Below are 25,608 nucleotides of genomic sequence, written 5' to 3' on the forward strand. Positions count from 1 at the left end.
TTTGGCGGGGCGTTTTTGCACGGGGATTTACTGTTGGTTTTGGGCCCCTGGGGGTACACCCCGGTGGGGGTTCGTGCCCCCCGGGCCGCACAATGGGTGGGGGGCCCCCCCAGCGGGGTGGCCCCTCTCCCGGTTCAGCCCAACAGCTCCCGCACCACCGGCACCAGTGCCCGGAATGCCTTGCCCCGGTGGCTGATTGTGTTCTTCTCCTGCGGGGACAGTTCCGCGCAGGTTCTCGTGTCGCCCTCCGGCTGGAGGATCGGGTCGTAGCCGAAGCCGTTCGTGCCCGCGGGGGTGTGGCGCAGGGTGCCTCGGAGTTGGCCCTCGACCACTCGCTCCGTGCCGTCCGGCAGCGCCAGGGCCGCCGCGCAGGCGAAGTGGGCGCCCCGGTGTTCGTCGGCGATGTCCGAGAGCTGGGCCAGCAGGAGGTCGAGGTTGGCGCGGTCGTCTCCGTGCCGGCCCGACCAGCGGGCCGAGAAGATGCCGGGGGCGCCGTTGAGGACGTCCACGCAGAGGCCCGAGTCGTCGGCCACCGCCGGCAGGCCCGTGGCCCGGGCCAGCGCGTGGGCCTTGAGCAGGGCGTTCTCCGCGAAGGTGACGCCGGTTTCCTTGACGTCGGGGATCTCGGGGTACGCGTCCGCGCCGACGAGGTCGAAGGGCAGGCCTGCGTCGGCGAGGATCGCGTGGAGCTCGGTGATTTTCCCGGCGTTGCGGGTGGCGAGGATCAGGCGGGTCATGGCCACCAGTATCCAGTGGGCGTCAGGGGGTGCAGACCTTCGTCAACTCGCCCGCCGCGTCGGTGATCGGGCTGAGGTCCGGGGTCTCGTCGCCGTTCTGGACCGCCGTACGGACGTTCTTCACGGCCGTGTTGAGGTCGTCGACCGCCTTGTTGACGTCGGCGTTGTCGGTCTTGTCGCCGATCTCGTCGAGGTTCTGGTCGATGGAGGCGAGGGCCTCGTCGATCTGCGTCGGGTCGTTGGAGGCGTTCTCCACGGCCTGTTGGAGGTCGGTGACGCTGTCGGCGACGGCCTCGGCGGTCTGGACGCAGTCCAGTGCCTTGCTGACGGCGTCACAGCCGGTGGTCAGTCCGACCGTGAGTGCTGCGGCGGCCACCGCGGCGGCGATGGTGATACGGCGACTTCGGCGGCGTCTGCTCGCGGCCATGGATCTGTTCCTCCTTTGGGCAGGCCTCAGGAGGCCCCCGTTGCTTGGCCGGGCGCCCGTTGTGCACAGCGGGCGCCCGTACTGCTGAAGACGCCGGTTCGGCCGGTGGGGTTGCCCCTGCCGGCCACCCTTCTTGGCGTTCCCTTTACCTTTCGAGGACCGTGTCAAGCGCCTTGCTCTGGAGGGCGGCGAGTTCCGTGCAGCCCAGCACGGCGAGGTCGAGGAGGGAGTTGAGCTCCTCGCGGGCGAAGGGCTCGGCCTCGGCGGTGCCCTGGACCTCGACGAAGCGGCCGTCGCCGGTGCAGACGACGTTCATGTCGGTGTCGGCGCGCACGTCCTCCTCGTAGCGGAGGTCGAGGAGGGGGACTCCGCGGACGATGCCGACGGAGACCGCGCTGACGGTTCCGGTCAGCGGCCGGCGGCCGGCCTTGATCAGCTTCTTGCCCTGGGCCCAGGCGACGGCGTCGGCGAGGGCCACGTAGGCGCCGGTGATGGCGGCCGTGCGGGTGCCGCCGTCGGCCTGGAGGACGTCGCAGTCGAGGACGATGGTGTTCTCGCCGAGCGCCTTGTAGTCGATGACCGCGCGCAGGGAACGGCCGATGAGGCGGCTGATCTCGTGCGTGCGGCCGCCGATCCTGCCGCGGACGGACTCGCGGTCGCCGCGGGTGTTGGTGGCGCGGGGCAGCATGGAGTACTCGGCGGTCACCCAGCCCTCGCCGCTGCCTTTGCGCCAGCGGGGGACGCCTTCGGTGACGGAGGCGGTGCAAAGGACCTTGGTGTCGCCGAAGGAGACGAGGACGGAGCCCTCGGCGTGCTTGCTCCAGCCGCGTTCGATGGTGACCGGGCGGAGTTGTTCGGGGGTGCGGCCGTCGATTCGAGACATGAGCCGAGCCTATCGGCCTCCCGGGTGAACGTTCGGCGTGCTCAGCTCACCCCGCGGCTTGTCACATCATGTCCTCGATCTCCGCGGCGATCGGGTCGGCGTCGGTGCCGATGACGACCTGGATCGCGGTGCCCATCTTGACCACTCCGTGGGCGCCGGCGGCCTTGAGGGCCGCCTCGTCGACGAGGGCCGCGTCGTGGACCTCGGTGCGCAGGCGCGTGATGCAGCCCTCGATCTCGTCGATGTTGTCGATGCCGCCGAGTCCCGCGACGATCTTCTCCGCCTTGGTCGCCATGCCGTTCTCCTCATGCGCAGTTGGCCCAACTTCACGAGCGATTGCACTGTTCGTCCTCAAGGATGACGTCACAACAGCCCAATCGTCCGTGACTGGTCTACACCACCTGACAGGCGGTAGCCAACTCATGAGCCAGCCCCAGAGTGCCGAGACCGAGATCTCTCCCGCGCGTCGCCGCTGGCAGTCGGCGTTCCAGGGGCTGCAGAAGATGGGCCGCTCCCTTCAGTTGCCCATCGCGGTGCTGCCGGCCGCGGGCATCCTCAACCGGCTGGGGCAGCCGGACGTGTTCGGGGACGAGGGGCTGGGCTGGACGGACGTCTCCAAGGTGATGGCGGGGGCGGGCGGGGCGCTGCTCGACGGTCAGTTGGGGCTGCCGCTGCTGTTCTGCGTGGGTGTGGCCATCGGGATGGCGAGGAAGGCGGACGGGTCGACGGCGCTGGCGGCGGTGGCCGGGTTCCTCGTGTATTACACGGTGCTCCGGCAGTTCCCGGAGGACTGTCCGAGCGGGGCGAAGGCGCTGCCGAACATCGGGTGCCAGGCGACGGTCGATCAGACGGTGGTGGCGTTCACGTACCAGAATCCGGGGGTGTTCGGCGGCATCGTGATGGGGTTGCTGACGGCGTTCTTCTGGCAGCGGTACCACCGCACCAAGCTGGTGGACTGGCTGGGCTTCTTCAACGGCCGCCGGCTGGTGCCGATCATCATGGCGTTCGTGGCGATCGTGTTCGCGGCGCTGTGTCTGTGGGTGTGGCCGCCGATCGGTGACGGTCTTGAGAGCTTCAGCGACTGGCTGAAGGGCGCGGGGGCGTGGGGTTCGGGGCTGTTCGGTGTGGCGAACCGGGCGTTGCTGGTGATCGGGCTGCACCAGTTCCTGAACGTGCCCATCTGGTTCCAGTTCGGGACGTACACGAAGCCGGACGGCACCCGAGGTGCACGGCGACATCAACATGTTCCTGGCGGGCGATCCGCACGCCGGGCAGTTCCTCTCCGGGTTCTTCCCGATCATGATGTTCGCGCTGCCGGCGGCGGCGCTGGCGATCACGCACTGTGCGAAGCCGGCGCGGCGCAAGGAGGTCGGCGGTCTGATGCTGTCGGTCGCGCTCACCTCGTTCGTGACCGGGATCACCGAGCCGATCGAGTACTCGTTCCTGTTCGTCGCGCCGCTGCTGTACGCGGTGCACGCGGTGCTGACGGGTGTGTCGATGGCGGTGACGTGGGGGCTCGGGGTGCACGACGGCTTCAGCTTCTCGGCCGGCTTGATCGACTACATCATCAACTGGAATCTCGCGACGAGGCCGTGGGCGATCGTCCCGATCGGGCTGTGTTTCGCGGCCGTCTACTACGTGATCTTCCGTTTCGCGATCACCAGATTTGACCTCACGACCCCGGGCCGGGAGCCGGAGGAGGAGGTCGAGGACGTCACCAAGCTGTAGTCCTCCGGTTGCAGAACTGACGGGTTCCTTATAACGCCCCCATCGTGTACAACAGGTCTACACCACTGAGTGGTGTAGACCACCCGATGGAGGAAGCGTTATGAGCACCGCCACCGCGCCCACGGCGCCACCCGCGAAGAAGTGGGGATCAGGCCTGTTCCAGGGCCTGCAGAAGGTTGGCCGAAGCCTTCAGCTACCGATCGCCGTGCTGCCGGCCGCGGGGCTGCTGCTCCGGCTCGGGCAGGCGGACTCGCAGGAGCGGTTCCACATCCCCGCCGACGTGGCGAAGGTGTTCGCCGGTGCCGGCGGCGCTCTGCTGGACAGCTCCTTCGGTCTGCCGCTGCTGTTCTGCATAGGCGTGGCCATCGGCTTCGCGAAGAAGGCCGACGGCTCGACGGCGCTGGCCGCGGTGGTCGGCTTCCTCACCTACTACGCGGTGATCCACCAGTACCCGATCAAGGACGGCCACGAGGGCGCCACCTACACGGCGACCGGCCTCGGCGGCGGCTTCTGGCAGAAGGGCACCGAGGCCGCCCAGTCCGCCAGCTTCCAGAACCCGGGCGTACTCGGCGGCATCATCCTCGGCCTGCTGACGGCCGTCCTCTGGCAGCGCTACCACCGCAAGAAGCTGGTCGACTGGCTCGGCTTCTTCAACGGCCGCCGGCTCGTCCCGATCATCACGGCCGCCCTCGGCACGGTCCTCGGCGTCCTGGTCGTCCTGGGCTGGGAGCCCATCGGCAACGTCATCACCAACTTCGGCGAGTGGATGACCGGCCTCGGTTCCTTCGGCGCCGCCCTCTTCGGTCTCATCAACCGCGCGCTGATCCCGATCGGCATGCACCAGTTCGTCAACTCGGTGGCGTGGTTCCAGATCGGCGACTTCACCAACTCCGCCGGCACCGCCTTCCACGGCGACCTGCCGCGCTTCTTCGCCGGTGACCCGAGCGCCGGTATGTTCATGACCGGCTTCTTCCCGATCATGATGTTCGGTCTGCCGGCCGCCGCCCTGGCGATCGCGCACTCCGCCCGGCCCGAGCGCCGCAAGGCCGTGCTGGGCATGATGATGTCGATGGCGCTGACCTCGTTCTTCACGGGTGTCACCGAGCCGATCGAGTTCACCTTCATGTTCATCGCGCCGGTCCTCTACGCGATCCACGCGGTGCTCACCGCGGTCTCGATGGCCGTCACCTGGGCGCTGGGCATGCACATGGGCTTCAGCTTCTCGGCCGGCTTCATCGACGTCTTCATCAACTGGGGCATCTCCACCAAGCCCTGGCTGCTGATCCCGGTCGGCCTGGCCTTCGGCGCGATCTACTACGTCGTCTTCCGCTTCGCCATCACCAAGTTCAACCTCCCCACCCCCGGCCGCGAGCCCGAGGAGGAGGTCGAGGACCTCACCAAGGCGTAGGAGCAGCCGTGCCGCATGCCAAGGCCCCCGGAGTCCTGAACCTCTCCGGGGGCCTTCGGCATGTCGTAGGGCTAGATGTCGTACGACTGTCTCGGCGCCGCCAGGGACACCGGGCCGTCGTACACCGCGCGCGCGTCGGCGAGGTTGACCTGGGGGTCGGTCCACGGGGGGATGTGGGTGAGGACCAGGCTGCGGGCGCCGGCCCGGGTCGCGGTCTCACCCGCCTCGCGGCCGTTGAGGTGCAGGTCGGGGATGTTCTCCTTGCCGTGCGTGAAGGCCGCCTCGCACAGGAACAGGTCGGTGTCGCGGGCGAGTTCGGTCAGCGCGGGGCTCACCCCCGTGTCGCCGGAGTACGTCAGGGACTTCCCGCCGTGCTCGACGCGGATGCCGTACGCCTCCACCGGGTGCGCCACGCGCTCGGTGTGGACCGTGAAGGGACCGACCTCGAAGGTGGACGGCTTGACCGTGTGGAAGTCGAAGACCTCGCTCATGGAGGAGGCGGTGGGGGTGTCGGCGTAGGCCGTGGTCAGACGGTGTTCGGTGCCTTCGGGGCCGTAGACCGGGATGGGGTCGCAGCGGCCGCCGTCGTGGCGGTAGTAGCGCGCGACGAAGTACGCGCACATGTCGATGCAGTGGTCGGCGTGCAGATGGCTGAGGAAGATCGCGTCGAGGTCGTAGAGACCGCAGTGGCGCTGCAGCTCGCCAAGGGCACCGTTGCCCATGTCGAGAAGCAGCCGGAAGCCGTCGGCCTCGACGAGGTAGCTCGAGCAGGCCGATTCCGCGGACGGGAACGACCCCGAGCAGCCGACGACGGTGAGCTTCATAAAGCAGAAACCTCCGCGGGCGGGAACTTTTCTGGGATGGGGACGGGGGTCGTGCGGTTTGTCGAGCGTAAGGCGCAAAACCTCCGGTCGCTCCTCCGCCAAGGGCTGTTGTGGGCGAACTCACCTGTGCTGTCACCGGTTCGGCTGGACCGGGGGCGCATGGGGAGTGTGACCGTGCTAACGGCTTGAACAGAGGGCGCGCGGGGCAGATCGCGCGCCGGTACCGTCGTCCTCATGGACACGTCCTGGTGGCTCGCGCTCGCGGCGGTGGTACTTCTCGCGCTGGTCGCCACGCTCGTGGACGGGTGGGGACGGGGGCACCGGCCCCGGGGTCGCGCGGACCGTACGACTCGGCCGGCCGGGCGTACGACGGGGGTGCGGCCGCGGCCCGCCGAGATCTGGTGGGCGGAGGTGCCGTACGAGGACGGGCCGGGAGCCAAGGACCGGCCGTGTCTCGTGCTGGCGGTGCACGGCCGACGGGCCACCGTCGCGAAGATCACCAGCAAGTACCACGACGAACGGCCCGGGGTGATCCCGCTGCCGCCGGGCTCGGTGGGCGACGCGCGGGGGCGCGCGAGCTTCCTGGAGACGGACGAGCTGCGCGAGGTGCGGGTGGGTGACTTCCGCCGGAAGGCCGGTGTGGTGGACCCGGTCCTGTGGGACCAGGTCCGTCACCTGGCGACGTAGCGCTCCGCTGGTGGGGCCGGTTATCTGTCCACGGGCCGGTGGGGGCTGGTCGCGCCCACGCGGCGGAGCCGCGTATTCAACACAGCCCCGCGCCCCTGGGGTGGCTGATCACGCCCAGAGTTGACCATGCAACGTTTCGATGGCTTCCTCCGTCGTGGCCGCCGTGTACACGCCGGTCGACAGGTACTTCCAGCCGCCGTCGGCCACGACGAAGACGATGTCGGCGGGCTCCCCCGCCTTGACCGCCTTGGTGCCGACGCCGATCGCCGCGTGCAGCGCCGCGCCCGTGGAGACGCCCGCGAAGATGCCCTCCTGCTGGAGGAGTTCGCGGGTGCGGGTGACGGCGTCCGCGGAGCCGACGGAGAAGCGGGTGGTCAGCACCGAGGCGTCGTACAGCTCCGGTACGAAGCCCTCGTCCAGGTTCCTGAGCCCGTAGACCAGGTCGTCGTAGCGCGGCTCGGCGGCGACGATCTTCACGTCCGGCTTGTTCTCGCGCAGGTAGCGGCCGACGCCCATCAGGGTGCCGGTGGTGCCGAGGCCCGCGACGAAGTGGGTGACCGAGGGGAGGTCGGCGAGGATCTCCGGGCCGGTGGTCGCGTAGTGGGCGCCCGCGTTGTCCGAGTTGCCGTACTGGTAGAGCATCACCCAGTCGGGGTGCTCGGCGGACAGCTCCTTGGCGACCCGTACGGCGGTGTTGGAGCCGCCCGCGGCGGGCGAGGAGATGATCTCGGCGCCCCACATGGCGAGCAGGTCCCGGCGCTCCTGCGAGGTGTTCTCGGGCATCACGCAGACGATCCGGTAGCCCTTGAGCTTCGCCGCCATCGCCAGCGAGATGCCGGTGTTGCCGGAGGTGGGCTCCAGGATGGTGCAGCCCGGGGTCAGCCGGCCGTCCTTCTCCGCCTGCTCGATCATGTGCAGGGCGGGACGGTCCTTGACCGAGCCGGTGGGGTTGCGGTCCTCCAGCTTGGCCCAGATGCGGACGTCGGCGGACGGCGAGAGCCGCGGCAGGCGCACCAGAGGGGTGTTGCCCACCGCGGCCAGCGGGGAGTCGTAACGCATCGACGATCAGGCCATGCCGCCGGCCACGGCCGGCAGGATCGTGACGTTGTCGCCGTCGCTGAGCTTGGTGTTGATGCCGTCGAGGAAGCGGACGTCCTCGTCGTTCAGGTAGACGTTGACGAAGCGGCGCAGCTCACCGCCGTCCACGATGCGGGCCTGGACGCCCGCGTGCCGGGTCTCGAGGTCGGCGAAGAGCTCGGCGAGGGTGGTCCCGTTGCCCTCCACCGCCTTCTGGCCGTCGGTGTAGGTGCGGAGGATGGTCGGGATGCGGACCTCGATGGCCATGGTGGCGGGCTCCTGTCGGGAAGTGTTCTGGTCGGTGGGCGCACGGCGACGCGCGCCGCGGCTCACGGCCGTACGGCGGCAGGGAACGTCAACAGATGGCGCTGTTCAGCCTGCACAGGTCGACGTGCAGCCGCGCCACGAGCAGGATGCTCGGCGCCTTCTCGCTCACGTCGTTCAGAACCATGGGCTCATCGTATCGATTCCCGGTCCGGGTCCCGGAGTGTGATCTCGCATGCTGGATGAATTCTGACCGAACTGCGAGATCAGTAGGCCGTCACGACCGTGACCTCCTCCTCCGTGACCTCGCCTTCCAGGATCCGGAACGAGCGGAACTGGAAGTCGCCGAGGCCATCGGTGTCCGCGGTGGAGACCAGGACGTAGTGGGCGCCGGGCTCGTTGGCGTAGGAGATGTCGGTCCGGGACGGGTAGGCCTCGGTCGCGGTGTGGGAGTGGTAGACGACCACCGGCTCCTCGTCGCGGTCGTCCATCTCGCGGTAGAGCTTGAGGAGGTCGCCGGAGTCGAACTCGTAGAAGGTCGGGGACATCGCCGCGTTGAGCATCGGGATGAAGCGCTCCGGGCGGTCCGACCCGGCCGGGCCCGCGACGACTCCGCACGCCTCGTCGGGGTGGTCCTTGCGCGCGTGCGCCACGATCTGGTCCACGAGGGCCTGGGTGATGGTCAGCATGGTGGTCAGGATAAGCAGAAGGGCTGCCCGGTACCGAGGAGTGGTACGGGGCAGCCCATATGCCGGACGTCCTAGGCGGCGACCTTCTCGGACTCCTGCTTCTGCCGGTCCGTGATCTCGGGGTTCCGTGCCTTCAGGACCAGCCAGCCGATGCCGAGGGCGACGGCCCACACGGCGAGCACGTACAGGCTGATCCGGGACTCGGAGTCCTTCGCGATCAGACACGTCACGAAGAGCAGGAACACGATGGCGACCCAGGAGCCCACCGCACCCCCCGGCGCCGGGAAGGACGAGGCGGGCAGCCGGCCCGCCTCGACGGCGCGGCGGTACAGGACGTGGCTGACCAGGATCATGAGCCAGGTCCAGATGCCGGCGCCGACGGCCACCGAGGTGACGTAGGAGAACGCCTTCTCCGGGACGACGTAGTTCAGGACCACGCCGATGCCCATGAAGAGCACCGAGACGGTGATGCCCAGCGCGGGGGTCTTGGTGGAGGAGAGCCTGCCGAAGACGGCGGGGGCCTCTCCGCTGTCGGCGAGGTTCCGCAGCATGCGGCCCGTGGAGTACATGCCGGAGTTGCAGGACGACAGGGCCGCGGTGAGGACGACGAAGTTGACGATGCCGGCGCCGGCGGGGATGCCGATCATCGCGAACGCCTTGACGAACGGGCTGACGCCCTCGCTGAACTCGGTCCACTTCACCACGCAGAGGATGACGGTGAGCGCGCCGACGTAGAAGAGGGCGATCCGCCACGGGAGGGTGTTGATCGCCTTGGGGAGCGTCTTCTCGGGGTTCTCGGACTCGCCCGCGGTGACGCCGACCAGCTCGACGGCGAGGTAGGCGAACATGACGCCCTGGAGGGTCATCAGGGACGAGCCGATGCCGTGGGGGAAGAAGCCGTCGAACTCCCACAGGTTGGAGACGGCGGCGGTGTCACCGGCGTTGCTGAAGCCGAAGGTGAGGACGCCGAGGCCGATCACGATCATGCCGATGAGCGCGGTGACCTTGATCATCGACGCCCAGAACTCGATCTCGCCGAACAGCTTCACCGAGATCAGGTTCGCGACGAAGAGGACGACCAGGAAGACCAGGGCCGTCACCCACTGCGGGATGCCGGGGAACCAGTAGTGGATGTAGATCGCGGCGGCCGTCAGCTCGGCCATGCCGGTGACGACCCACATCAGCCAGTACGTCCAGCCGGTGAAGTAGCCGAAGAAGGGGCCGAGGAACTCGCGGGAGTACTCCGCGAAGGAGCCGGAGACCGGCCGGTAGAGCAGCAGTTCGCCGAGGGCCCGCATGATGAAGAAGATGATCACGCCGGCGAGGGCGTACATCAGGATGAGGCTCGGACCCGCCTTGGCGATGTTCGCCCCGGCGTTGAGGAAGAGGCCGACGCCGATGGCGCCGCCGATCGCGATCATCTGGACCTGGCGGCTGCCGAGTCCGCGCTCGTACCCCTCTTCGGGTGCCTTCTCGGACCCGGGGCCCGAGCCTGTGTCGACCTGAGCGGAGGTCATGGTGTGGTGCGCCTTTCTCCATGCCGACCCGGGCCTCTCGTCGGCCTCGGATCGGGTTTCGATCCCCCCGGATTGATGGAGTGAGCGGGCTCGGGCTTCCCCGGGTCCACTGAGCCAGACCGGCGGTTACCGGCGCTGTGGCGCACCCGGCCGAACATAAGGGTGGTGTTCGGCCGGGCGGTCGTGAAGATTTATCACGGCCGCAACAGAGATCACCCGGGCGCGATGTGGCGCAGGGCACAGGGAGAAGCGGACAAAGGGCGCGGGGGTGGAACGAAAGCCGTCAGCGTGGTGACGTGATCGTTATCCGGATTTGAGCGTCCTCTGAGCGAACACAGAACCGTCACATCTCACGGCATAAGGGTCGTCACGAGGGTCTCCTGGAGGCCGCCGAGCCAGAGGTACGCCATCACCATGGGCTTGCGCGGGTCCTCGTCCGGGAGCCGGTAGAGGAGGTCGGTGTCCTCCTCGTCGGTGATGTCGAGGCGGGAGCCGATCGCGAGGCGCAGGTCGTTGAGGGCGCCGAGCCACTGCTTGGACTCGGCGGTCGACAGCTTGAGGACGGCTCCGCCCTCGCCGGCGGAGTGCAGCGCGTCCAGGGTGCGGATCACCGCGAGGGCGCTGTCGCGCTTGCCGGCTCTGAGGTCGTTCTCGGTGTAGCGCCGGAACTCCGCGGAGTACGCCCGCTGCTCCTCGGCCTCCTTGGCCTGCGGGGTGCCCTCGGGGTCGCTGTAGGCGTCCGGGAACAGCCGCTTGAGCACCGGGTCGGTGGGCGGCTCGCTCGGCCCCTCGGCGAAGAGCTCGGCGAGCGGGTCGTCGGGGGCGTCCTCGGCGGGTCCCGGACCGATGAGCTCCAGCAACTGGACTGCCAGCGACCGGATGATGGAGATCTCGACGTCGTCGAGGGCGACGGCCGCGCCGCCACCGGGGATCGGTTCGAAGGTTCCGGGCATCAGGGGGTGTCCTCGGGATCAGGTCGGCCGTGCGGAGCGGTGCTTCTTGAGCGGGTTCGAGCGGAGTCCGGTGCGTGCGGTCGCGAGCCGGCGCGGGCGGCGGCGCGCACGCCGGCCCCCGCGGGGCCGGGGCGGTTCCGGAGGACGCCCACGGCGCGGATCCGCTACTTCCGGTCCTGCTGGAGGGTGGCCCACAGGCCGTAGCCGTGCATCGCCTGCACGTCGCGTTCCATCTCCTCGCGGGTTCCGCTGGAGACCACCGCGCGGCCCTTGTGGTGGACGTCGAGCATCAGCTTGGTGGCCTTGTCCTTCGTGTAGCCGAAGTACGTCTGGAAGACATAGGTCACGTAGCTCATGAGGTTGACCGGGTCGTTGTGGACGATCGTGACCCAGGGGACGTCCGGCTCGGGGACGGCGAAGACCTCTTCCGCCGACTCGGTGCGTTCGATCTCTACGGGAGCGGGTGACGTCACACGGCCCATGCTGCCACGGGCACCACAAATCGTCACACTGACGCGAAGTGGGGTAGCATCCGTTGTTATGAACACAGCGGACCTTGGGCTGCCGGTGGACGTTCCCTCGACGGCGCTCTTCACGGACCAGTACGAGCTCACGATGGTGCAGGCCGCCCTGAAGGCGGGTACCGCCGAACGGCGGAGCGTGTTCGAGGTCTTCACCCGACGGCTGCCGGACGGGCGGCGCTACGGCGTCGTCGCGGGCACCGGCCGGGTGCTCGACGCGGTGGAGAACTTCCGCTTCGACGCGGACGTCCTCGGCTTCCTGCGGGAGCGGAACATCGTGGACGAGGAGACCCTGGACTGGCTCGGCTCCTACCGCTTCAGCGGTGACATCTGGGGCTATCCGGAGGGCGAGGTGTACTTCCCGGGCTCGCCGATCATGCGGGTGGAGGGCTCCTTCGCCGAGTGCGTGCTCCTGGAGACCGTCATCCTGTCGATCCTCAACCACGACTCCGCGATCGCCGCGGCCGCCTCCCGGATGTCCTCCGCCGCGGGCGACCGCCCGCTGATCGAGATGGGCGCGCGCCGCACCCACGAGCTGTCCGCCGTCGCCGCCGCCCGCGCCGCCTACGTCGGCGGCTTCGCCACCACCTCCGACCTCGCCGCCGGCTTCCGCTACGGCATCCCCACGGTCGGCACCTCCGCCCACGCCTTCACCCTCCTGCACGACCAGGAGCGGGACGCCTTCCAGGCCCAGGTGGACTCGCTGGGCCGCAACACCACCCTGCTCGTCGACACCTACGACGTCACCGAGGCCGTCCGTACGGCCGTGGAGGTGGCCGGCCCCGAGCTGGGTGCCGTGCGCATCGACTCCGGCGACCTGCTCCTGGTCGCCCATCGGGTACGGCAGCAGCTGGACGAGCTGGGGGCGAAGGGCACCCGGATCATCGTCACCTCCGACCTCGACGAGTACGCCATCGCCTCGCTGGCCGTGGCCCCGGTGGACGCGTACGGCGTCGGCACCCAGCTGGTGACCGGGTCCGGGCATCCGACCGGGTCGATGGTCTACAAGCTGGTCGCGCGGGCCGAGTCGGACGACCCGAAGGCGCCGCTGATCCCGGTCGCGAAGAAGTCGTCCGGCGGCAAGACCTCCATCGGCGGCCGCAAGTGGGCGGCACGGCGGCTGGACGCGGAGGGGATCGCGGAGGCCGAGGTGGTGGGCACGGGCCCGGTGCCGCCGGCGCTCGCGGACCGGCAGCTGCTGGTGGAGCTGGTCAGGAGCGGCGAGGTGGTGGGCCGGGAGCCGCTGGACGTCGTACGGGACCGGCATGCGACCGCGCGGGCCAACCTGCCGTTGTCGGCGACCCAGTTGTCGCGCGGGGAACCCGTCATTCCGACGGAGTACGTCAACGGGCGCGCGGGTAGCTAGCGGCTGTCGTCCCGAACGCGCCCGGCCATACCCCCTCCCGCCGGGTGCCCGAAGTCTCTAGGCTCGTAAGTTCACTCAACAGTCGAAGGACACCCACCATGCGCCGCGCCCTGATCGTCGTCGACGTGCAGAACGACTTCTGCGAAGGAGGCAGCCTCGCGGTGGCCGGCGGCGCCGACGTGGCCGCCGCCATCACCGAGCTGATCGGGCAGGCGGCGGGCTCCGGCTACCAGCACGTGGTGGCCACCCGGGACCACCACATCGCGCCCGGCGGCCACTTCGCCGACAACCCCGACTTCGTGCACTCCTGGCCCGCGCACTGCGTCGCCGGCACGGAGGGGGTCGGGTTCCACCCCAACTTCGCGCCCGCCGTGGCCTCGGGCGCGATCGACGCCGTGTTCGACAAGGGGGCGTACGCGGCGGCGTACAGCGGGTTCGAGGGCGCCGACGAGAACGGCCTGGCGCTGGCCGACTGGCTGCGGGCGCGGGAGGTCTCCGAGGTGGACGTGGTCGGGATCGCCACGGACCACTGCGTACGGGCCACGGCGCTGGACGCGGCACGGGAGGGCTTCCGCACCCAGGTCCTGCTCGACCTGACCGCAGGCGTCGCCGAGACCACCACCGAGCGCGCGATCGAGGAGATGCGCGAGGCGGGCGTGGAACTCACGGGGAAGCCGGTGGTGTGACACGGGGGCGGCGGGGCCGGGGGTCGGCAGTGGAGGAACCGGGCCCGCACAGCTGGTGAATCGGGGGCGGGACGCCCGCGTACCGGGCCCGGGCTCCGGCTCCGGTGGAACGCCTGCCGCGGCCATGCGACAGGGACCGGTCGTCGGTGGACGTGGCCCCTGCGGCGGTGGGAGCAGACCCGGCCCCCCTCCCCGAACACGTCCTGGAGAGCCGCGGGCGACGGCGGGCCCGCCCTAGCCGTCCGTGTCCCGCCGGCCCGTCTCCGGCCTGGTGTGGAGGACCGCGCGGGCCTGGTCGGCGGCTCGGACGATGCTCTCGGAGACGAAGTCGAGGAAGCGGGCCATGTTCTCCAGGCGGGTGGCGGCCGGGGTGCCCGAGCCGAGGACCCCGACGCCCTGGCGGGCGGTCTCGGCGACCTCGGCGGTGGACCGGGCGCTGGCCATCATCGCCTCGTACATGATGTCGTCGTCCACGACATAGCGCTCACGCCGGCGTTCGTCGCGCTCACGCCGGACCATCCCCTGGCTCTCCAGGAACGCGACCGCCTTGGAGACGGACGCGGGACTGACCGTGAGGCGCCGCACCAGATCGGCCGCGGTGAGGCTGCCCGGGTCGCTGATGGTCAGGCAGGACATCACCCGGGCCATCATCTTGGGCATCCCGGACTGCATGAAGACGGTGGTCAGCGTCTCCTCGTAGGCCCGCACCGCCTCCGCGTCCCGCCCGTGAGCCTGCGGGGCCACCTCCGCTCCCCGGGGCGTGGCCTGCCTGCGCCGGTGGGCGCGGTGCTCGGTGGCACGGTGGGCGAGGTCGGCGCGGTAGGCGGTGGGGCCGCCGTTGCGCATGACCTCGCGGGTCACGGTCGAGGTCGGCCGGTCCAGGCGTCTGGCGATCTCCGCGTAGGCGAGGCCGTCGGCCAGTCCCAGCGCGATCTGCTGACGTTCCTGCTGGGTGAGTCGGCCTCCCGGCATCGCGGTTCTCCTTCGTGGTCCGTGGTGCCGTCAGCATAGCTTTCATTCGCATTCTATTGCAACGACCGACCGCTCTCTCGTTGCATTACTTTCCGGCCCGTTGCAATGAAATCTAGGCTCTGAGCTGCATCTACGGTGATTACTTGCAACTTAGTCGTTGCCAGAATCATGAACGCAACGTAGCTTTTCCGTCATCGGAAACAGCGACGAGCGCAGGAGCCCACGATGCAGAAGTTCGCCACCACCACCCCCGTCAGCACCGTCCTCGACATCCCCGCCGGCCGGATCCAGGTCATCGCCGCCGACCGCGCCGACAGCACGGTCGAGGTGCTGCCCGCCGACGCCGGCAAGAGCCGCGACGTGAAGGCGGCGGAACGGATCGAGGTCTCCTACGAGGACGGCGTCCTGCGGATCGCGGCCCCGGCCGCGAAGAACCAGTACGTCGGCCCCTCCGGCTCCGTCGAGGTGACGGTCCAGCTGCCGGCCGGCTCCCGCGTCGAGGCCAGGGCGGCCGCCGCCGAGTTCCGGGCCGTGGGACGCCTCGGTGACGTGACCGTCGAGGGCGCCTACGGCCCGGTCAAGATCGACGAGGCCGCGAGCGTCCGCCTCACCGCCTCCGACGGCGACATCTCGGTCGGCCGGCTGGGCGGCCCCGCGGAGATCAGCACCCAGCGAGGCGACATCCGGATCGCCGAGGCAGTGCGCGGCACGGCCGTGCTGACCACCCAGCGGGGTGACATCTCGGTCGACGCGGCCCCGGGCGCGTCCGCCTCCCTGGACGCCGGCACCGGCTACGGCCGGATCGAGAACACGCTCAGGAACGCCGACGGCGCCGCGGCCGACCTGCGCATCCGCGCGACCACCAGCCACGGCGACATCACCGCCCGCGGCCTCTGAACACCCTCGCCGCCACCGAAAAAGGAGCACTCCTCATGACCGACCTGGCCATCGCGGCGAACGGGCTGCGCAAGTCCTACGGCGACAAGACCGTCCTCGACGGTGTCGACCTGGCCGTCCCGCAGTGCACGGTCTTCTCCCTGCTCGGCCCGAACGGCGCCGGCAAGACCACCGCCGTCAAGATCCTCTCCACCCTGATCTCCGCCGACCCGGGCACCGGGTCCGTCCACATCGGCGGCCACGACCTGGCCAGGGACCCGCAGGCCGTGCGGGCCGCGATCGGGGTCACCGGGCAGTTCTCCGCCGTGGACGGTCTGATCACCGGCGAGGAGAACATGCTCCTGATGGCCGACCTGCACCACCTCTCCAGGAGCGAGGGACGGCGGGTGGCCGCCGAACTGCTGGAGCGCTTCGACCTCACGGACGCGGCGAAGAAACCCGCCTCCACCTACTCCGGCGGCATGAAGCGCCGCCTCGACATCGCCATGACCCTGGTCGGCGCGCCGCGGATCATCTTCCTCGACGAACCCACCACCGGCCTCGACCCGCGGTCCCGGCACTCCATGTGGCAGATCATCCGCGAGCTGGTCACCGGCGGGGTCACCGTCTTCCTCACCACGCAGTACCTGGACGAGGCCGACCAGCTCGCCGACCGGATCGCGGTGCTGCATGACGGCAGGATCGCCGCCGAGGGCACCGCGGAGGAGCTCAAGCGGCTCGTGCCCGGCGGCCACGTACGGCTGCGCTTCACCGACCCGGAGGCCTACCGGACGGCCGGCTCCGCCCTGCCCGAGGCGACCCCGGACGACGAGAGCCTCACGCTCCAGATCCCCAACGGGGGCAGCCAGCGCGAGCTGCGCGCCCTTCTCGACCTGCTCGACGCGGCCGGGGTCGACGCCGACGAGCTGACCGTGCACACCCCCGACCTCGACGACGTGTTCTTCGCCCTCACCGACAGCAGCGACCAGCCGCACCAGCCGCACCAGCCGCACCAGCCCAAGGAGACCGTCCGATGAGCACCCTCTCCCTCGCCGTCCGCGACTCCTCCACCATGCTGCGGCGCAACCTCCTGCACGCCCGGCGCTACCCCTCCCTCACCCTGAACCTGCTGCTCACGCCGATCATGCTGTTGCTGCTCTTCGTGTACGTCTTCGGCGACACCATGAGCGCGGGCATCGGCGGCGGTGGCGCGGACCGCTCGGAGTACGTGGCGTACCTGGTCCCGGGCCTGCTGCTGATGACCATCGGCTCCACCACCATCGGGACCGCGGTCTCCGTCTCCAACGACATGACCGAGGGCATCATCGCCCGCTTCCGCACGATGGCGATCCACCGCGGTTCGGTGCTCGTCGGGCACGTCGTCGGCAGTGTGCTCCAGTCGGTGATCAGCGTGGTCCTGGTCGGGGCCGTCGGGGTCGCCATCGGCTTCCGCTCGACCGACGCCAGTGCCCTGGAGTGGCTCGCGGCCTTCGGGCTGCTCGTGCTCTTCGCCACCGCGCTCACCTGGCTCGCCGTCGGCATGGGGCTGGTCAGCCCGAACGCCGAGGCCGCGAGCAACAACGCGATGCCGCTGATCTTCCTGCCGCTGATCTCCAGCGCGTTCGTCCCGGTCGACGCGATGCCCGGCTGGTTCCAGCCGATCGCCGAGTACCAGCCCTTCACCCCGGCCATCGAGACCCTGCGCGGACTCCTCCTCGGCACCGAGATCGGCGACAACGGCTGGATCGCCCTCGCCTGGTGCCTCGGGCTGGCGGTGCTCGGCTACCGCTGGTCCACCTCCAAGTTCGACCAGGACCCGCGGTAACTCCCGGGGACGGGGATCCCCCCGAGGGCAGCCGCCCTCGGGGGGATCGTCATGCCGGTGCCGCGGGGCGCCTCAGCATCCTGATCGGGTGCCACAGCTCCTGGGCGAGCTCGGGACCGCCCGAGACAGCGTTGTCAGGGGCGGTACGCCATATGAGGCCGTCCGGGTGGTGCAGTACGGCCGTGATCTCGTCGGGGCTCGGGGGCGCCGCGTTGCCCCGCAGGTAGACCGCGCGCAGGCCCAGGTTGCGCAGCCTGGTCAGGGCGCGCGCCCGGTTCTGGGCGTGGACGAGCACCCGCATGCTGCCGCAGCCGGCGGCGGGCGGTCGGGGCAGGTTCAACGCCACCACCACCGTGCCGTTCGGCAGCTTGCAGAAACCTCCTGCGGCCATGCAGTCACACCCCCGTGTGCGTCGGTGTCAATAAGGAAGCCACAGGACGCACCTAAACACGAGTCGGCGGCAACCCGCCAGGGGTTGCCGCCGATACGCTTCTGAACTGCTACTTTACCTCTTCTTTGCCGAAGGTCCGACCTGGAGCGTGATCGTCGAGCCGTTCAGGGGCTCCTTGACGATCGTGATCCGCGTGTTGGTGTCAGTGATCTTGACGCCCGCGAGCGGGTTGGTCTCGTCGTAGTACGTCGAGCGTCCGTCGTCGAAGACCGGGACACCCGGCTGGGACTTGATCTTCGTCGCGACGTCGGCCTTGTGGAGCGTCATGCCGTCCGTCGGGTACCAGCCGAAGGTGGAGTCGTAGGCCTGGATGCGGTTGCGCATCAGCGTGCCGTCGGACCACTTCAGCGGGGTCGGGTGCGAGTCGATCGGCAGGATCAGGCCCCGGCCCGCGTGCGCGCTGGTGTTGTCGTCCTTCTGGGAGGTGTCCCACTTCCAGATCAACAGGCCGTTCTGGTAGGCGTAGTGCTCCACCCAGTCCGGACGGGTCGTCGAGAAGCCGTAGTTGTAGGGACCGACCTTCAACACCTTGTCGTACGACACGTATTGGCGGTTCTCGGCGATGTAGTACTGCGCGTACTCGTCGGTGAAGGACGCGCCGACCCGGCGGAAGCCCTTCGCCGTCCAGGCCGCGTCCGCGCTCTCCGCGTTGTCCGAGAAGAGGGCCGTGCCGTCCGCGGTCACCGTGATCTCGTCGGCGGCGAAGCCCTTGAGGGACGTACCGCCGTCGGTGGCGTAACGGAAGCGCAGGCTGACCTTGTTGCCCGCGTAGGCGTTCAGCGGGTAGGTCAGCTTCTGGTACGCCGTCACCGAGCCGGTGAGGGCCGGCTTGCCGCTGCCGTCCCGCGGGATCGCGGTGCCGTCGGCCAACGTGCCGTCGATCGGGGTGTAGTTGGCGCCGCCGTCGGTGGAGACCTCGGCGTACAGGTAGTCGTAGTCCTGCTCGATGTCCCACCAGCCGTCGAGGGTGAGGGAGGCGGCCGACTTGCCGGTGAGGTCGACCGTGCGGGTCAGGGTGTTCTCGAGGTCGTCGCCGGTGTCGCTCCACCACTGGGTGGCACCCTGCGCCGGGGCGGTCACCTCGGTGGTGACCGACTTCTTCGGCAGCTGGACCACCAGGGCCTGCGGGTTCTTGGTGTTGTACTCCGCGACGCCCAGCTTGTGGCCGGAGCGCTTGCCGGCCTTGGCCACCTCGTAGTCCAGCCAGCCCAGTTGGAGCTTGTCCCAGGCGTTCATGTCGCCGGGCAGGTCACCGATCGCGTCCTTGCCGGTGCCGAGCCAGGAGCCGGAGGACATCAGCGTCCAGAAGCCGGTGGAGTTCTCGCCGCCGCCGGAGGTGTCGTACTCGTCGGGCAGGCCGAGGTCGTGGCCGTACTCGTGGGCGAAGACGCCCAGACCGCCGTTCTCCGGCTGGATGGTGTAGTCGCCGACCCAGACGCCGGTGTCACCGATCTCGGTGCCGCCGCGCTTGTTGGTGTCGGGACCGGTGACGCCCTTGTCGGTGCCGAAGGCGTACCAGCGGTGCGCCCAGATGGCGTCCGCGCCCTGGGCGCCGCCGCCCGCGGACTCGTCCTCGCCGGCGTGCACGATCTGGAAGTGGTCGATGTAGCCGTCGGGCTCGTTGAAGTCGCCGTCGCCGTCGTAGTCGTAGCGGTCCCACTGGTCGAACTCGGCGAGTTCGGCGGATATCTCGGCGGCCGAGTCGCCGGCGGCCTCGCGCTGGGCGACCCAGGCGTTGACGCCGTCCTGGACCGCGTACCAGGCGCCGGTGGCGGCGTCGTTGGAGCCGTAACGGGCCTCGTTGTAGGGCACCTTGACCCAGTCGGTGACCTCGCCGTCGACCGAGTAGCGGCCCGAGGACTGCTTCTCGTAGTAGGACTTGAGCGTGGCGTTGCCGTCGCCGAAGTACAGGTCCTGGTAGTGGGCCCGGTCGAAGTCGGCCTGCCAGTCGGTGCTGTTGTTCGTCGCGCGGTCCGGCGCCTCGATGCTGTTGTGCAGCGGGCCGGGCGTGCCGCCGTAGCGGGGGTCGACCTGGTCGCCGAACTCGACGAGGATCGTGAAGATCTTGTCGGTCTTCTCGCGGCCGAGCTCGACGTACTTGCTGTCGCCCTTGCGGCTCTTGAGCTGGACGACCTTCGAGCCGTCCTTCTCCTTGACCGTCGCCTGTCCGGCGATGACCTGCTGGAGCGCCTCCTCACGCTGGGCGTCCTGCGTGCGGCTGTACGGGCCGTCGAAGTCGTGCTCCCTGGCCTTGGCAGGCTGCGGGTCCTGCCGGTCCACCGCGGGGGTGCCCGCGGGCTTCTCCGCGGCCTGTGCCACGGCGAACGTCGAGAACGTGGCCGAGGCCGCGGCTATCGCCACGACCGTCGCGGCCGTCCTGAACGTCCAGGATCTGTCCGTCACTTGTACCTCTCCCCTATCAGGCAAGTGACCGGTATTTGACTAAAGGTTGGGGAGAAAAGACAGACCTTGACTTGCACCCGTCAAATGCATTATCGGAAGCGGGCGTTCGCATTGCGGACACATGACCGCAACAGAACAGGCGCGCACAGATGTCCACTTGGTGGACGCCATGACTCCGTGCGCCCCCTGTGCTCCGGCACTGTTGGTTAGGTCACGCTTACCGTTCGTTCCACTCGGGCACACAGGCGATTAGAGTCGATTGGCGGAACGCCCGGATGTCGGCGGAATGCCAGGCCGACACCCCCCGTGGATCCCCAATTCCGAGGACCGATTGCCATGCCTCGTCCGACCGCCGCACAGCTCGCCTACGGTTCGATCACCGTCATCTTCTCGACGCTCGCCATGCTGCTGCTGTCACAGACGAGTTCGACCGTGGGGATCGCGATCATCGCCGTCTCAGCGCTCGCGCTCGGCCTCCTGGTCGCCCTGACGGTTCCGCAGCCCAAGTCCCGTGTGGTGGCGCTGCGCAAGCCCGCCCAGCGGACAGCGGAGGAACCCGTGCCGGCCGTGGCCACGGGCTCCAAGACCGCCGCCTGAAGACCGCCTTCACCGAGCCGCGTGGTCCGGATCGCCCGAGTCCTTCGGGCCGAGCCGGACCACGGCCGCGTTGCCGTCGGCGGCGTCTCGCGGTCGGCGTTTCGCGGTCCGCGGTCCGCGCCGGACGCGAGGACCGGCTCGTGATCAGCCGGTGCTGACCACCACCGTCTTCGCCGCCTTGTCGTGCAGGCCCTGCTTGTAGGGCTTGTCGAAGTAGCTCCAGCCGCCCGAGATGGCGGTCCAGATGCAGGCGCAGCAGAAGGCGAACGGGATCCACAGGACCGCGGAGCGGGTCAGCGTGCTCTGCACGGAGGGCGTGGAGCCGTTGTCGAGGTTGGCCACCCGCATCCCGAGCCACTTCTTGCCGAGCGTCTGCCCGGACCGGGTGATCAGGACGGTGTCGTAGGCGATGTAGAGCACCGCCGCGAGCGCCGACTGGGCGAGCGACTTGCCGTACTGCATGTTGTCGCTGCTGACGTCGTACTCGTTCACCCCGAAGCCCCAGGTGAGCAGCCAGACGACGATACCCACCAGGATCATGTCGATGATGCGGGCGAGCGTGCGCCGGCCGCTGGGGGCCAGTGGGGGCATGCCGGCGAGCGGGTCGGTGGGGCCGCTGCCGTACGGGTCACCACCGCCGTAGGGACCTCCGCCGTACGACGGGGGCGGCGGAGTGCTGTACGGCGATCCCGAGCCCTCGGCAGGCGGGGGCTGCTTCCTGAACGGGTCGTCATCCGGCGGCTGCCGGCCGGAGTCGGGGGGCGGTTCACTGCTCATGGCCCGAGTCGACCGCGAACCCCCCGGCTCCGCATCCGGCGAGCGGCCGTCCGGAGTACCGAATCCTGTACGCCGTTCGCGGGACCCGGTCAGCCCGCCACGAACGTATGCGCGGCCTTGTCGTGCCAGCACTGGTGCCACGGCCGGTCGAACAGGCACCACAGGACACCCACGAGACCGATGCCGAGCAGTCCCGGCACGCTGTAGACGAGCCAGCGACGCAGGGCCGCGCCGAAGGCCGGGGGCTCGTGGCCCTCGATGTCCCGCACCTCCAGACCGAGCAGCTTCTTGCCGAGGGTGCGGCCCCACTTGGCGGTGGGCAGCGCCTCGTAGAGGGTGCCGGCGACCAGGAGCACGGCGACCACGACGGCGAGGTACACCGACGTGGTGCCGTCCAGCAGCCAGACCGTCACGGTCTCGCCGGAGAGCTTGGCCGCGTCCACCTTCTCGCTGATGTGGTCGGCGGCCTTGGTGCCGAGGGGGACGGCGGCCACGGCGGTCACGGCGCCGACGACGAGGGTGTCGAGGAGACGGGCGGCCAGGCGCTTGCCCAGGCCCGCGGGGCGCGCTGCGGCCTGGCGGCGGGCGGCCGCCTGGAAGATGTCCTCCACCGGCGGCTTCCAGGGCGCGGGCTGCTCCTCGTCGGGCCCGGCGAGCCGGTGCACCTGCTGGGCCCAGGAGGGCTGACCGCCACCGGAGCCGACGCTCATGGGGGTGGCGGGCGGCAGAGTACCGGCGGGCGGCTGCCCTTGGTGCGGCACGCCCGGAGGGGCCGTCTGCGGGCCGGAGGGGGGCGTGGACTGCTGGGGGCCGGACAGGGCCGTGGCGGCGGAGGCGGCGCCCTGCGCGCCCGCCGCACCGGCGGCCGCGGCCCGCTCGGCGGCGGCCTTGCCGGCCCCGAAGCCGGGGCCGCCCGATGCGCCTGTGCCGGGCGTGCCGGGGCCGCCCTGTGCGGTGGGGCCGGAATACGCCGGTCCGGGCGTGCTTCCGTTCTGCGCCCCGGGACCCCCGCCCTGCTGTGCCGTGCGCGGGGAGAGCGCGCGGAACGTCATGGTGCCGTCATCGGGGGCGGGGGCTCCCGCAGCGGGCCTGCGGAAGACACGCGTGCCGCCGTCCTCGTCCGGCTCGGCGGGCGGGATCGTCGCGGTGCCGTCGGTGCGGTTCGCGTGGCCGTCGGGCTGGGCCGGAGCGCCCCCGCCGGAGGGCTGTCCCGTGGCGGCGATCCTCGGGTCGGCTCCCTGCGGACCGCCCTGCTGCGGTACGCCCTGCCGGGCACCCTGCGCCCCGCCGTGCGCCCCACCTTGCTGAGCGCCCTGCGGCCCGCCCACCGCCCCGTCCTGCTGAGTTCCGCCGTACGCGGCACCCTGCTGAGCCTGCGCGGCGCCTTGCGGGGACCCCCAGGAGACCCTGCGGTCCTGGTCGCCGCCGAAGCCCGCCTGGTGGGCCCGGTCGGCGGCCCACGCGGAGGCGGGCTCGGGGCGGTTGCCGTGCTGGGCGTCGGCGTGGCCCGGTTCGCCCACCGGGTCCTCGTCGAAGAAGTGCGGGCCGGTCTCCTCGACCGGAGCCGGGCCGGAAGCCGAGCCCTGCGGAGGTGCGAGCGGTTCGCCGTCCGCCGGAGCGGGACGGCTGGTGCCCGGCACCCAGGAAGCGCCGTTCCAGTAACGGACATATCCAGGAATGGACGGGTCCGGGTAGTAGCCCTCGCGGGGCCTGTCGTCACCGGGTGCCGGGGTTGGGGCGCTCATGTCCGTCGTCCCGTATCTGCTCGGGGGTCAATAGAGGGGGGTCCACATCTATCAGACCGGCGCAGGACCCACCGCCAGTCCCACCGGACCCACCCCTTTTGCGCACGACCCGGCACCGCCCGTGGTACCACCGCCCGCGGTACCGCCGGAAAAAAGTTCGCCGAACCCGCGTAATGATCCCGGCCCCCGCCCCCTCTCCCTCGTACGGGCCCACCACAGGACCCGCTCCGGAGCCGAGAGAGGAACGAACGACATGCACCACACCGTGGTTGAGCGCGAACTGGAGCTCAGACTGATCCTGTCGCCCGAGCGCAGCATCCCGGTCCCGGCCCGGCTGAGCTACCGCAGCGACGACCCCTTCGCCGTCCACGTCACCTTCCACGTCGGCTCGGACCACCCCGTGCACTGGACCTTCGCCCGCGAACTCCTGGTGGAGGGGGTGTTCCGCCCGTGCGGGCACGGGGACGTGCGGGTGTGGCCGACGAAGAGCGACGGCCGCGGCCTGGTGCTGATGGCGCTGAGCTCCCCCGACGGCGACGCCCTCCTGGAGGCCCCGGCCGCGCAGGTCTCGGCCTGGCTGGAGCGCACGCTGAGGGTGGTCCCGCCGGGCTCCGAGGCGGAGCAGCTCGGCATCGACGACGGTCTCGCCGAGCTGCTGACCCCTACCCCGGCCGACGACATGTGGCTGTGCGACCCGTGGCCGGGCGACGAGTCGGCGGACGGGGAGTGAGGCTTGGCGCGCACGCTCAGAACAGCTTGCCGGGGTTCAGGATCCCCAGCGGGTCGAAGACGCCCTTCACGGCCCGCTGCATCTCCACCCCCACCGGGCCGATCTCGCGGGCGAGCCACTCCTTCTTCAGTACGCCCACCCCGTGCTCCCCGGTGATGGTGCCGCCGAGCTCCAGGCCGAGGGCCATGATCTCGTCGAAGGACTCACGGGCCCGCCGGGACTCGTCGGGGTCACCGGCGTCGAAGCAGACCGTGGGGTGGGTGTTGCCGTCCCCCGCGTGGGCGACGACACCGATGGTGAGCTGGTATTTCTCGGCGATCCGCTCGGTCCCTTCGAGCATCTCGCCGAGCCGGGAGCGCGGCACGCACACGTCGTCGATCATCGTGGTGCCCTTGACGGCTTCGAGGGCGGTGAGGGACAGCCTGCGGGCCTGGAGCAGGAGTTCGGACTCGGCGAAGTCGTCGGCCGGGACGACCTGGGTGGCGCCCGCGGCCTCGCACAGCGCGCCCACGGCGGCGAGGTCGGCCGCCGGGTCCGTGGTGTCGAAGGCGGCCAGCAGCAGGGCTTCCGTGGTCTCCGGGAGCCCCATGTGCGCGAGGTCGTTGACGGCCTTGACCGTCGTACGGTCCATCAGTTCGAGGAGGGACGGCACGTGCCCGCCCTCCATGATCCGGCACACCGCGTCGCAGGCGGCGGCGCCGGAGGCGAACTCCGCGGCCAGCACCAGCTGCTCGGGCGGCTGCGGCTTGAGCGCCAGGGTCGCCTGGACGACGATCCCGAGCGAGCCCTCGGAGCCGACGAAGAGGCGGGTCAGGTCGTATCCGGCGACCCCCTTCGCGGTACGGCGGCCCGTGGACATGAGCCGCCCGTCGGCGAGGACGACGTCGAGGCCGAGGACGTACTCCGCCGTCACGCCGTACTTCACGCAGCACAGTCCCCCGGAGGCGGTGCCGATGTTGCCGCCGATCGTGCACATCTCCCAGCTGGAGGGGTCCGGCGGGTAGTAGAGGCCGAGTTCGTTGACCGCGCGGGAGAGGGTCGCGTTGACGACCCCCGGTTCGACGACGGCGATGCGGTCGACCGGGTTGATCTCCAGGATCCGGTCCATCTTCGTCAGGGAGAGCACGATGCAGCCGTCGGAGGCGTTGGCCCCGCCCGACAAGCCCGTGCGGGCACCCTGCGGGACGACCGGGACGCGCAGTTCGGTGGCGATGCGCATGACGTGCTGGACCTGCTCGACCGTGCGCGGCAGCACGACCACGGCCGGGGCGCCGGCCGGGCAGAAGCTCGCCATGTCATTGGCGTAGGAGGCCGTGACGTCCGGGTCGACGAGGACGGTCTCGGCGGGCAGACCACTCAGCAGACGGTCGACGAGGTTGCCGGTGACCTCGTCGAGGGGCGCTTCGATACGGCTCATGATCACAGCGTCGCACCGGGGGCCATCGGTGTGAACCCCGTCTGCGGC

Annotated in this window: 27 protein-coding genes and 1 pseudogene; 10 read left to right on the forward strand and 18 right to left on the reverse strand. The window is 70.1% G+C overall.

From position 1 onward, the window contains the following. Positions 1-134 precede the first annotated feature (134 nt). The 4 genes from rdgB to ACFULQ_RS23355 all read right to left on the reverse strand — a co-directional run bounded on the left by rdgB (position 135) and on the right by ACFULQ_RS23355 (position 2,471). Positions 135-737 carry an RdgB/HAM1 family non-canonical purine NTP pyrophosphatase gene (gene rdgB / locus ACFULQ_RS23340; RefSeq protein WP_383546836.1) on the reverse strand — a complete coding sequence of 201 codons (603 nt, stop codon included), beginning with the start codon at positions 735-737 and terminating at the stop codon, positions 135-137. 22 nt (positions 738-759) lie between these two features. Then, entirely contained in the window at positions 760-1,164 is a 405-nt protein-coding gene (locus ACFULQ_RS23345) for a hypothetical protein (RefSeq protein WP_383546837.1), read from the reverse strand. A 145-nt stretch (positions 1,165-1,309) separates the two neighbouring features. After that, the gene (gene rph, locus ACFULQ_RS23350) at positions 1,310-2,047 is read right to left on the reverse strand and encodes a ribonuclease PH (protein ID WP_383546839.1); all 738 of its coding nucleotides are present in this window, start codon (positions 2,045-2,047) and stop codon (positions 1,310-1,312) included. A gap of 61 nt (positions 2,048-2,108) precedes the next feature. Beyond that, positions 2,109-2,471 (reverse strand): glucose PTS transporter subunit EIIB, encoded by a 363-nt coding sequence (locus tag ACFULQ_RS23355; RefSeq protein ID WP_383546841.1) that lies wholly within the window; start codon positions 2,469-2,471, stop codon positions 2,109-2,111. Here ACFULQ_RS23355 and ACFULQ_RS23360 point away from each other — a divergent pair. Continuing rightward, positions 2,470-3,775, forward strand: a pseudogene (locus ACFULQ_RS23360) (PTS transporter subunit EIIC). The gene ACFULQ_RS23355 and the pseudogene ACFULQ_RS23360 overlap by 2 nt on opposite strands. A gap of 100 nt (positions 3,776-3,875) precedes the next feature. Beyond that, positions 3,876-5,183, forward strand: a complete 1,308-nt coding sequence (locus ACFULQ_RS23365) for a PTS transporter subunit EIIC (RefSeq protein WP_383546843.1) — start codon at positions 3,876-3,878, stop codon at positions 5,181-5,183. A 71-nt stretch (positions 5,184-5,254) separates the two neighbouring features. On the opposite strand, the gene ACFULQ_RS23370 is transcribed toward ACFULQ_RS23365, so the two are convergent. Beyond that, positions 5,255-6,007, reverse strand: a complete 753-nt coding sequence (locus ACFULQ_RS23370; protein WP_383546845.1) for an MBL fold metallo-hydrolase — start codon at positions 6,005-6,007, stop codon at positions 5,255-5,257. A gap of 234 nt (positions 6,008-6,241) precedes the next feature. On the opposite strand from ACFULQ_RS23370, the gene ACFULQ_RS23375 reads away from it, so the two are divergent. Further along, complete coding sequence (locus ACFULQ_RS23375; protein WP_383546847.1) at positions 6,242-6,694, forward strand: type II toxin-antitoxin system PemK/MazF family toxin; 453 nt, start codon at positions 6,242-6,244, stop codon at positions 6,692-6,694. 108 nt (positions 6,695-6,802) lie between these two features. Here the strand turns inward: ACFULQ_RS23375 and ACFULQ_RS23380 are convergent, their stop codons facing one another. The 7 genes from ACFULQ_RS23380 to clpS form a co-directional block, all read right to left on the reverse strand. Next, positions 6,803-7,753, reverse strand: a complete 951-nt coding sequence (locus tag ACFULQ_RS23380; RefSeq protein ID WP_383546848.1) for a PLP-dependent cysteine synthase family protein — start codon at positions 7,751-7,753, stop codon at positions 6,803-6,805. A 6-nt stretch (positions 7,754-7,759) separates the two neighbouring features. Further along, entirely contained in the window at positions 7,760-8,038 is a 279-nt protein-coding gene (locus ACFULQ_RS23385; RefSeq protein WP_383546850.1) for a MoaD/ThiS family protein, read from the reverse strand. Positions 8,039-8,126: 88 nt separating this feature from the next. Continuing rightward, positions 8,127-8,222 (reverse strand): putative leader peptide, encoded by a 96-nt coding sequence (locus tag ACFULQ_RS23390; protein ID WP_020138976.1) that lies wholly within the window; start codon positions 8,220-8,222, stop codon positions 8,127-8,129. A 79-nt stretch (positions 8,223-8,301) separates the two neighbouring features. Then, positions 8,302-8,724: a Mov34/MPN/PAD-1 family protein gene (locus ACFULQ_RS23395; protein WP_383546852.1), complete on the reverse strand. Its 423-nt coding sequence runs from the start codon at positions 8,722-8,724 to the stop codon at positions 8,302-8,304. 71 nt (positions 8,725-8,795) lie between these two features. Further along, positions 8,796-10,241, reverse strand: a complete 1,446-nt coding sequence (locus tag ACFULQ_RS23400) for an amino acid permease (protein ID WP_383546854.1) — start codon at positions 10,239-10,241, stop codon at positions 8,796-8,798. Between the two features lie 350 nt (positions 10,242-10,591). Continuing rightward, positions 10,592-11,194 carry a DUF2017 domain-containing protein gene (locus ACFULQ_RS23405; protein ID WP_383546855.1) on the reverse strand — a complete coding sequence of 201 codons (603 nt, stop codon included), beginning with the start codon at positions 11,192-11,194 and terminating at the stop codon, positions 10,592-10,594. A 164-nt stretch (positions 11,195-11,358) separates the two neighbouring features. Beyond that, positions 11,359-11,676: an ATP-dependent Clp protease adapter ClpS gene (gene clpS, locus ACFULQ_RS23410; RefSeq protein ID WP_109498523.1), complete on the reverse strand. Its 318-nt coding sequence runs from the start codon at positions 11,674-11,676 to the stop codon at positions 11,359-11,361. A 58-nt stretch (positions 11,677-11,734) separates the two neighbouring features. Here clpS and ACFULQ_RS23415 point away from each other — a divergent pair, with 58 nt between their 5' ends. Both ACFULQ_RS23415 and ACFULQ_RS23420 read left to right on the forward strand, forming a co-directional pair. Further along, on the forward strand, positions 11,735-13,081 hold the full coding sequence (locus tag ACFULQ_RS23415) for a nicotinate phosphoribosyltransferase (RefSeq protein WP_383546857.1): 1,347 nt from the start codon (positions 11,735-11,737) through the stop codon (positions 13,079-13,081). 98 nt (positions 13,082-13,179) lie between these two features. After that, entirely contained in the window at positions 13,180-13,767 is a 588-nt protein-coding gene (locus ACFULQ_RS23420) for an isochorismatase family protein (protein WP_383546859.1), read from the forward strand. A gap of 234 nt (positions 13,768-14,001) precedes the next feature. Here the strand turns inward: ACFULQ_RS23420 and ACFULQ_RS23425 are convergent, their stop codons facing one another. Continuing rightward, entirely contained in the window at positions 14,002-14,739 is a 738-nt protein-coding gene (locus ACFULQ_RS23425) for a helix-turn-helix domain-containing protein (protein ID WP_383546861.1), read from the reverse strand. A 225-nt stretch (positions 14,740-14,964) separates the two neighbouring features. Here ACFULQ_RS23425 and ACFULQ_RS23430 point away from each other — a divergent pair, with 225 nt between their 5' ends. From ACFULQ_RS23430 to ACFULQ_RS23440, 3 genes are read left to right on the forward strand one after another with little or no spacing between them, the layout of a single operon-like run. Continuing rightward, the gene (locus ACFULQ_RS23430; RefSeq protein ID WP_383546863.1) at positions 14,965-15,636 is read left to right on the forward strand and encodes a DUF4097 family beta strand repeat-containing protein; all 672 of its coding nucleotides are present in this window, start codon (positions 14,965-14,967) and stop codon (positions 15,634-15,636) included. 35 nt (positions 15,637-15,671) lie between these two features. After that, positions 15,672-16,652 carry an ATP-binding cassette domain-containing protein gene (locus ACFULQ_RS23435; RefSeq protein ID WP_383546865.1) on the forward strand — a complete coding sequence of 327 codons (981 nt, stop codon included), beginning with the start codon at positions 15,672-15,674 and terminating at the stop codon, positions 16,650-16,652. Continuing rightward, the gene (locus tag ACFULQ_RS23440; RefSeq protein WP_383546866.1) at positions 16,649-17,440 is read left to right on the forward strand and encodes an ABC transporter permease; all 792 of its coding nucleotides are present in this window, start codon (positions 16,649-16,651) and stop codon (positions 17,438-17,440) included. The genes ACFULQ_RS23435 and ACFULQ_RS23440 overlap by 4 nt, the downstream gene beginning before the upstream one ends. A 49-nt stretch (positions 17,441-17,489) precedes the next feature. On the opposite strand, the gene ACFULQ_RS23445 is transcribed toward ACFULQ_RS23440, so the two are convergent. Together ACFULQ_RS23445 and ACFULQ_RS23450 are read right to left on the reverse strand one after the other, a co-directional pair. Beyond that, positions 17,490-17,831: a hypothetical protein gene (locus ACFULQ_RS23445; protein WP_356460900.1), complete on the reverse strand. Its 342-nt coding sequence runs from the start codon at positions 17,829-17,831 to the stop codon at positions 17,490-17,492. A gap of 114 nt (positions 17,832-17,945) precedes the next feature. After that, on the reverse strand, positions 17,946-20,294 hold the full coding sequence (locus tag ACFULQ_RS23450) for an immune inhibitor A domain-containing protein (RefSeq protein ID WP_383546868.1): 2,349 nt from the start codon (positions 20,292-20,294) through the stop codon (positions 17,946-17,948). 336 nt (positions 20,295-20,630) lie between these two features. Here ACFULQ_RS23450 and ACFULQ_RS23455 point away from each other — a divergent pair, with 336 nt between their 5' ends. Next, entirely contained in the window at positions 20,631-20,891 is a 261-nt protein-coding gene (locus ACFULQ_RS23455; protein ID WP_383546870.1) for a hypothetical protein, read from the forward strand. Positions 20,892-21,035: 144 nt separating this feature from the next. Here the strand turns inward: ACFULQ_RS23455 and ACFULQ_RS23460 are convergent, their stop codons facing one another. Then, complete coding sequence (locus ACFULQ_RS23460; protein ID WP_383546872.1) at positions 21,036-21,668, reverse strand: RDD family protein; 633 nt, start codon at positions 21,666-21,668, stop codon at positions 21,036-21,038. A gap of 89 nt (positions 21,669-21,757) precedes the next feature. After that, positions 21,758-23,413 carry an RDD family protein gene (locus ACFULQ_RS23465; protein ID WP_383546874.1) on the reverse strand — a complete coding sequence of 552 codons (1,656 nt, stop codon included), beginning with the start codon at positions 23,411-23,413 and terminating at the stop codon, positions 21,758-21,760. A gap of 253 nt (positions 23,414-23,666) precedes the next feature. On the opposite strand from ACFULQ_RS23465, the gene ACFULQ_RS23470 reads away from it, so the two are divergent. Further along, positions 23,667-24,143: an SsgA family sporulation/cell division regulator gene (locus ACFULQ_RS23470; protein ID WP_383546876.1), complete on the forward strand. Its 477-nt coding sequence runs from the start codon at positions 23,667-23,669 to the stop codon at positions 24,141-24,143. Positions 24,144-24,159: 16 nt separating this feature from the next. Here the strand turns inward: ACFULQ_RS23470 and ACFULQ_RS23475 are convergent, their stop codons facing one another. Continuing rightward, complete coding sequence (locus ACFULQ_RS23475; RefSeq protein WP_383546877.1) at positions 24,160-25,566, reverse strand: FAD-binding oxidoreductase; 1,407 nt, start codon at positions 25,564-25,566, stop codon at positions 24,160-24,162. Between the last annotated feature and the right edge of the window lie 42 nt (positions 25,567-25,608).

Source organism: Streptomyces sp. NPDC057253 (genome assembly GCF_042669125.1).
Lineage (GTDB): Bacteria > Actinomycetota > Actinomycetes > Streptomycetales > Streptomycetaceae > Streptomyces.

Excerpts from the sequence above, each read along its gene's own strand:
- ACFULQ_RS23345 (WP_383546837.1), bottom strand. The coding sequence starts at position 1,164 with ATGGCCGCGAGCAGACGCCGCCGAAGTCGCCGTATCACCATCGCCGCC.
- ACFULQ_RS23445 (WP_356460900.1), bottom strand. The coding sequence starts at position 17,831 with ATGGCCGCAGGAGGTTTCTGCAAGCTGCCGAACGGCACGGTGGTGGTG.
- ACFULQ_RS23370 (WP_383546845.1), bottom strand. The coding sequence starts at position 6,007 with ATGAAGCTCACCGTCGTCGGCTGCTCGGGGTCGTTCCCGTCCGCGGAA.
- rdgB (WP_383546836.1), bottom strand. The coding sequence starts at position 737 with ATGACCCGCCTGATCCTCGCCACCCGCAACGCCGGGAAAATCACCGAG.
- ACFULQ_RS23465 (WP_383546874.1), bottom strand. The coding sequence starts at position 23,413 with ATGAGCGCCCCAACCCCGGCACCCGGTGACGACAGGCCCCGCGAGGGC.
- ACFULQ_RS23365 (WP_383546843.1), top strand. The coding sequence starts at position 3,876 with ATGAGCACCGCCACCGCGCCCACGGCGCCACCCGCGAAGAAGTGGGGA.
- ACFULQ_RS23385 (WP_383546850.1), bottom strand. The coding sequence starts at position 8,038 with ATGGCCATCGAGGTCCGCATCCCGACCATCCTCCGCACCTACACCGAC.
- ACFULQ_RS23380 (WP_383546848.1), bottom strand. The coding sequence starts at position 7,753 with ATGCGTTACGACTCCCCGCTGGCCGCGGTGGGCAACACCCCTCTGGTG.
- rph (WP_383546839.1), bottom strand. The coding sequence starts at position 2,047 with ATGTCTCGAATCGACGGCCGCACCCCCGAACAACTCCGCCCGGTCACC.
- ACFULQ_RS23435 (WP_383546865.1), top strand. The coding sequence starts at position 15,672 with ATGACCGACCTGGCCATCGCGGCGAACGGGCTGCGCAAGTCCTACGGC.
- ACFULQ_RS23455 (WP_383546870.1), top strand. The coding sequence starts at position 20,631 with ATGCCTCGTCCGACCGCCGCACAGCTCGCCTACGGTTCGATCACCGTC.
- ACFULQ_RS23430 (WP_383546863.1), top strand. The coding sequence starts at position 14,965 with ATGCAGAAGTTCGCCACCACCACCCCCGTCAGCACCGTCCTCGACATC.
- ACFULQ_RS23355 (WP_383546841.1), bottom strand. The coding sequence starts at position 2,471 with ATGAGTTGGCTACCGCCTGTCAGGTGGTGTAGACCAGTCACGGACGAT.
- clpS (WP_109498523.1), bottom strand. The coding sequence starts at position 11,676 with ATGGGCCGTGTGACGTCACCCGCTCCCGTAGAGATCGAACGCACCGAG.
- ACFULQ_RS23415 (WP_383546857.1), top strand. The coding sequence starts at position 11,735 with ATGAACACAGCGGACCTTGGGCTGCCGGTGGACGTTCCCTCGACGGCG.
- ACFULQ_RS23420 (WP_383546859.1), top strand. The coding sequence starts at position 13,180 with ATGCGCCGCGCCCTGATCGTCGTCGACGTGCAGAACGACTTCTGCGAA.
- ACFULQ_RS23405 (WP_383546855.1), bottom strand. The coding sequence starts at position 11,194 with ATGCCCGGAACCTTCGAACCGATCCCCGGTGGCGGCGCGGCCGTCGCC.
- ACFULQ_RS23375 (WP_383546847.1), top strand. The coding sequence starts at position 6,242 with ATGGACACGTCCTGGTGGCTCGCGCTCGCGGCGGTGGTACTTCTCGCG.
- ACFULQ_RS23395 (WP_383546852.1), bottom strand. The coding sequence starts at position 8,724 with ATGCTGACCATCACCCAGGCCCTCGTGGACCAGATCGTGGCGCACGCG.
- ACFULQ_RS23400 (WP_383546854.1), bottom strand. The coding sequence starts at position 10,241 with ATGACCTCCGCTCAGGTCGACACAGGCTCGGGCCCCGGGTCCGAGAAG.
- ACFULQ_RS23460 (WP_383546872.1), bottom strand. The coding sequence starts at position 21,668 with ATGAGCAGTGAACCGCCCCCCGACTCCGGCCGGCAGCCGCCGGATGAC.
- ACFULQ_RS23440 (WP_383546866.1), top strand. The coding sequence starts at position 16,649 with ATGAGCACCCTCTCCCTCGCCGTCCGCGACTCCTCCACCATGCTGCGG.
- ACFULQ_RS23425 (WP_383546861.1), bottom strand. The coding sequence starts at position 14,739 with ATGCCGGGAGGCCGACTCACCCAGCAGGAACGTCAGCAGATCGCGCTG.
- ACFULQ_RS23390 (WP_020138976.1), bottom strand. The coding sequence starts at position 8,222 with ATGGTTCTGAACGACGTGAGCGAGAAGGCGCCGAGCATCCTGCTCGTG.
- ACFULQ_RS23470 (WP_383546876.1), top strand. The coding sequence starts at position 23,667 with ATGCACCACACCGTGGTTGAGCGCGAACTGGAGCTCAGACTGATCCTG.